At 66.2% G+C, this 4,494-nt stretch carries 4 protein-coding genes and 1 pseudogene; 3 read left to right on the top strand and 2 right to left on the bottom strand.

The features are described 5' to 3' along the window. Window positions 1-118: 118 nt before the first annotated feature. Window positions 119-1,213, top strand: coding sequence for a dihydrodipicolinate reductase (locus tag Q0W90_RS23485; protein WP_297597913.1), 1,095 nt, complete (start codon window positions 119-121; stop codon window positions 1,211-1,213). Between the two features lie 9 nt (window positions 1,214-1,222). After that, the gene (locus Q0W90_RS23480) at window positions 1,223-2,428 is read left to right on the top strand and encodes a MalY/PatB family protein (protein ID WP_297699170.1); all 1,206 of its coding nucleotides are present in this window, start codon (window positions 1,223-1,225) and stop codon (window positions 2,426-2,428) included. Window positions 2,429-2,450: 22 nt separating this feature from the next. On the opposite strand, the gene Q0W90_RS23475 is transcribed toward Q0W90_RS23480, so the two are convergent. Continuing rightward, the gene (locus tag Q0W90_RS23475; protein ID WP_297776966.1) at window positions 2,451-3,179 is read right to left on the bottom strand and encodes a DUF2652 domain-containing protein; all 729 of its coding nucleotides are present in this window, start codon (window positions 3,177-3,179) and stop codon (window positions 2,451-2,453) included. Window positions 3,180-3,290: 111 nt separating this feature from the next. On the opposite strand from Q0W90_RS23475, the gene Q0W90_RS23470 reads away from it, so the two are divergent. Continuing rightward, window positions 3,291-4,196 (top strand): haloalkane dehalogenase, encoded by a 906-nt coding sequence (locus Q0W90_RS23470; protein WP_297597919.1) that lies wholly within the window; start codon window positions 3,291-3,293, stop codon window positions 4,194-4,196. Window positions 4,197-4,404: 208 nt separating this feature from the next. Here the strand turns inward: Q0W90_RS23470 and Q0W90_RS23465 are convergent. Then, window positions 4,405-4,494, bottom strand: a pseudogene (locus Q0W90_RS23465) (3'(2'),5'-bisphosphate nucleotidase CysQ); the annotation flags it as partial.

Raw genomic sequence — 4,494 nt, 5'->3', positions numbered from 1 at the left:
GTGTGTGCTTTCTTAACCGTGACGGCGCGGACTGGCCGCGCGCGTCGGGAACACATGAAAGCCGCGGTGGCCGTTGCCCTTACGGCGCCGTGGACGCGCGTACCTGAGGAGGAACAAGATGACGGCTCATCGCGTGGTGGTATGGGCGACGGGCGGCATCGGCTCGATCGCCATCCGCGCCATCTCACGGCGTCCCAATCTGGAGTTGGCCGGCGTCTGGGTGCACTCGGACGACAAGGTCGGCAAGGATGCGGGCGAACTGGCCGGCGGCGAGCCGATCGGAATCGCCGCCACGAACGACGCGGACGCGCTGATCGGCCTGGCGCCCGACTGCGTCATCTACGCGGCCAGCGGCCCGGAACGCGATGCGCTGGCGATTCCGGACTACGTCAAGCTGCTCGAAGCCGGCATCAACGTCGTGACGACCAGCACCACGCGACTGGTCAACCCGCACGCCTACGAGCCCGCCGAGTGGCGCGACCAACTGGTCGCCGCGGCCAAGCAGGGCCAGGTGTCGCTGTATGCGTCGGGGATCGAGCCGGGCTTCGCCGCCGACTACCTGCCGTTGGTGCTGTCCACCCAGTCATCGTTCATCGAAAAGATCCACTCGTTCGAGATCGGCCTCTATGACGACTACGGGGTTCCCGACATCATGAGCGACGCGCTGGGTTTCGGCCGACCGCTCGACTACCAGCCCTGGATCAGTTATCCCGGCGCGATCGCCGGCGAATGGCAGGGGCAGATCCGGTTGATCGCCGACGCGCTGGGGGTCGAAGTCCAGGAAGTGCGCGAGGGTTTCGACCGCGCCGTCACCAACCGGACGCTGGAAGTCGCGATGGGCACCGTCGAGGCCGGAACATGCGGTGCGCTGCGAATGCAGGCGATCGGGGTGGTCGACGGCCGTGAGGCCATCGTCATCGAGCACGTCACCCGGCTCGCCCACGACGTCGCGCCCGACTGGCCGACCGGGATCGGCGATCTGTCCTATCGCGTCATGATCACCGGCGACCCCGACATCGACTGCACCCTGGCGGCGACGCTGAAAGATCCCCGCAGGGCCGGAATCGCGAGCATGACGTCGGGTGCGGGTGCCATGGTCGCCACCGCGATGCGTGTCGTCAACGCCGTGCCGTATGTCGTTGCCGCAAAGCCGGGATTGCTCAGTTCGGTGGACCTGCCGTTGACGATTCCAAAGCACGCGTTCGCCACATAATCTGCCCGAGTGACATTTAATCCCCTCGAGGAACTCACGCTCGGGCAACTGCGGCTTCGCACCAGCATGAAATGGCGTGCGCATCCCGCCGATGTCCTGCCGCTGTGGGTCGCCGAGATGGACGTCAACCTGCCGCCGACGGTGGCCGAGGCGCTGCGCGGGGCCATCGACAACGGCGACACCGGATACCCCTACGGTACGGCGCTGGCGGAGGCGGTCAGCGCATTCGCGGCGCGGCACTGGCAGTGGCATCACCTGGAGGTGAGCCGCACCGCGCTCGTTCCCGACGTCATGCTCGGCATCGTCGAGGTGCTACGTCTGATCACCGATCGTGGTGACGCCGTCATCGTCAATCCGCCTGTCTATGCGCCGTTTTACGCGTTCGTGGCGCACGACGGCCGCCGGGTGATCGAGGCGCCGCTCGCCGATGGACGAATCGATCTGAACGCCGTGGAGGAGGCCTTTTCCCGGGCCCGCGCGGGGGCCGACAAAGGCACGAAAGTGGCCTATCTGTTGTGCAATCCGCACAACCCGACGGGCTCGGTGCACACCGCCGAGGAGCTGCGCGGGGTGGCCGAGCTCGCCCGCCGATTCGGTGTCCGGGTGGTGTCGGACGAGATCCACGCGCCCGTCATCCTGCCCGGAGCGCGATTCACCCCCTTCTTGAGCGTCCCGGGAGCCGAGAACGCCTTCGCCCTGACGTCCGCCTCCAAGGCCTGGAATCTGTCCGGGCTGAAGGCGGCGGTGGCCATCGCCGGGCCGGAGGCGGCCGCCGACCTGAGCCGGATGCCGGAGGAGGTCAGTCATGGGGCCAGCCACCTCGGTGTCATCGCGCATGCCGAGGCATTTCGCAGCGGCGGCGACTGGCTCGACGCGACGCTGCGGGGCCTGGACGAGAAGCGGACGCTGCTGGGTGAGTTGGTCGCCGAGCACCTTGCGGGAGTGAAATATCAATGGCCGCAAGGCACTTACCTGGCGTGGCTGGACTGCCGGGAACTCGGCTTTGACGAACAAGTCACCGATGGCCTCGCGGTGGTTGCCGACCTGTCCGGGGCCGCCCGCTGGTTCCTCGATCACGCCCGGGTGGCGCTCAGCTCCGGCCACGTGTTCGGCACCGGCGGAGCCGGACACGTGAGATTGAACTTCGCTACGTCGCGAACAATCCTCATCGAGGCCCTGTCGCGTATGGGCCGGGCCCTCGCCGACGCTCGATAACGCTTGCACCACGGCCGTTGCGCTACGCGGAAATCTCCTCGCCGCCACGGGCCAAATTGCGGAACCCTTCGGCGGGCTCCTTCATGCCGAGCGAGAACGGCAGGGTGTCGAACTCGAACTTCATCGTCGCGCCGAGCCGGCGCAAGAAGCTGCGTTCCGGCGCCGCGACAGGAACGTGCAGCGCCGCGAGGTCGATGTAATGCGTCGACGTTTCGCCGATGCCGTCAAACACGTGCGTCAGCGGCGTGCACAGCTGGCGCATCGGCTCGTCGAGGCATTCCGCGACGGGATCGGTCATCAGCACGTATTCGGCAACCGGCACCAGGTTTTTCAGCATTCGATGCACCACGATGACATCGAAGCCGGCCAGTTCGACGTGGCGTTTCACCCTCTGATCCGCCACCTCGCCCACGTGCACGACGAACTTGAGGGACAGCTTCTCCAGCTGTTCGCAACTCGCACACTGGCAGGCGATGTCATTTTTCATCCGCTCCCGCCGCTCCAGGAACGACGCGCGCATCCGTGACAGCCGCTCGCACACCACCACTTTGGCGTTGGTGTCCGGTGCCCAGAAGAACGCAGCGTCGCCCTCGAGTTTGGCCAGCTTCAAACCCTTGCCGGCGTTGATGACCGACTCCAACAGGGCTGCGACCGTCAGCTGGGCATGGGCGAGGTGCGTCCGGTTCCACTGCATGTAATGCGTGTAACCGCCGATGTCGGCTATGAGTAGAACCGCGCGCCGAATTGCCATGAACAAGCCAGTTTAAAGGTCTCGGCGGCCGAGCTCAATGAATCTGCTACTAGACGAATGCGCGCCGGCGAGAGAGGCTAGCAGAGGTGCCGGTTCACCGGAGGAGCTGAAATGCATGTGCTGCGAACCCCGGACTTCCGATTCGAAAACCTGGAGGGCTACCCGTTCGTAGGGCATTACCTTGACGTCACGGCGAGCGACACCCGGCCGCTGCGCATGCACTATCTCGACGAGGGTGCGATCGAAGGGCCGCCGATCGTTCTGCTGCATGGCGAACCCACGTGGAGCTATCTCTACCGCACGATGATCCCGCCCCTGACCGACGCAGGGAACCGCGTGCTCGCGCCCGACCTGATCGGTTTCGGCCGTTCGGACAAGCCCAGCCGGATCGAGGATTACACCTACCAGCGGCACGTGGAATGGGTGATCTCGTGGTTCGAGCACCTCAACCTCACCGATGTCACGCTGTTCGTGCAGGACTGGGGATCGTTGATCGGGCTGCGGATCGCCGCCGAGCAGCCTGACCGTGTCGGGCGGCTGGTGGTGGCCAACGGTTTCCTGCCGACCGCGCAACGGCGCACGCCCCCCGCCTTTTACGCCTGGCGCGCCTTCGCGCGCTACTCCCCCGTGCTGCCGGCGGGCCGCATCGTCGGCGCCGGGACCGTGCGGCGGGTGTCCTCGAAGGTGCGGGCGGGATACGACGCGCCCTTCCCCGACAAGACGTATCAGGCCGGGGCCAGGGCGTTCCCTCAGTTGGTCCCCACCTCGCCCACCGATCCGGCGGTGCCGGCCAATAGGAGGGCGTGGGAGGCGCTGGGCCGCTGGGACAAGCCGTTCCTCGCCATCTTCGGTGCCCGCGATCCCATCCTCGGGCAGGCGGACACCCCGCTGATCAAGCACATCCCCGGCGCCGCGGGCCAGCCACACGCCCGCATCAACGCCAGCCACTTCATCCAAGAGGACCGCGGACCCGAACTGGCTGAACGCGTCCTGTCGTGGCAGCAGGCCTTGCGCTGAGTGTTCGCCAAACTTGGCTTTTGACAATATGTCTCGATAGGATGAGGCGGCTCGGGCATTGGCTCGGCCGGTGGTGATGATGCCGCCGCGATCGCTGGCGAGCAGAGTTGTGCGACCGCATCGAATGAGCCACGGCGTCTTCGAATTTCGCGGGATCAGCTCGTATTTTGGCTTGTGGAACGGGATTTGACTCAGCAGCACGGGAATGTCAGCGGGTCACCGCGAGTACGGCTTCCGCCAGCTCGGGACGGCACACCACGACGTCCGGCAGCTTCGGGTCCGGCTGGTTGTAGGCCAG

It is taken from the genome of Mycobacterium sp., assembly GCF_025933915.1.
Lineage (GTDB): Bacteria > Actinomycetota > Actinomycetes > Mycobacteriales > Mycobacteriaceae > Mycobacterium.
The sequence above is the reverse complement of the archived record's forward strand: the minus strand, read 5'-3'. Positions and strand labels throughout refer to the sequence as shown.

Coding starts and splice junctions, on each gene's coding strand:
- Q0W90_RS23485 (WP_297597913.1), top strand. CDS start 119: ATGACGGCTCATCGCGTGGTGGTATGGGCGACGGGCGGCATCGGCTCG.
- Q0W90_RS23475 (WP_297776966.1), bottom strand. CDS start 3,179: ATGGCAATTCGGCGCGCGGTTCTACTCATAGCCGACATCGGCGGTTAC.
- Q0W90_RS23470 (WP_297597919.1), top strand. CDS start 3,291: ATGCATGTGCTGCGAACCCCGGACTTCCGATTCGAAAACCTGGAGGGC.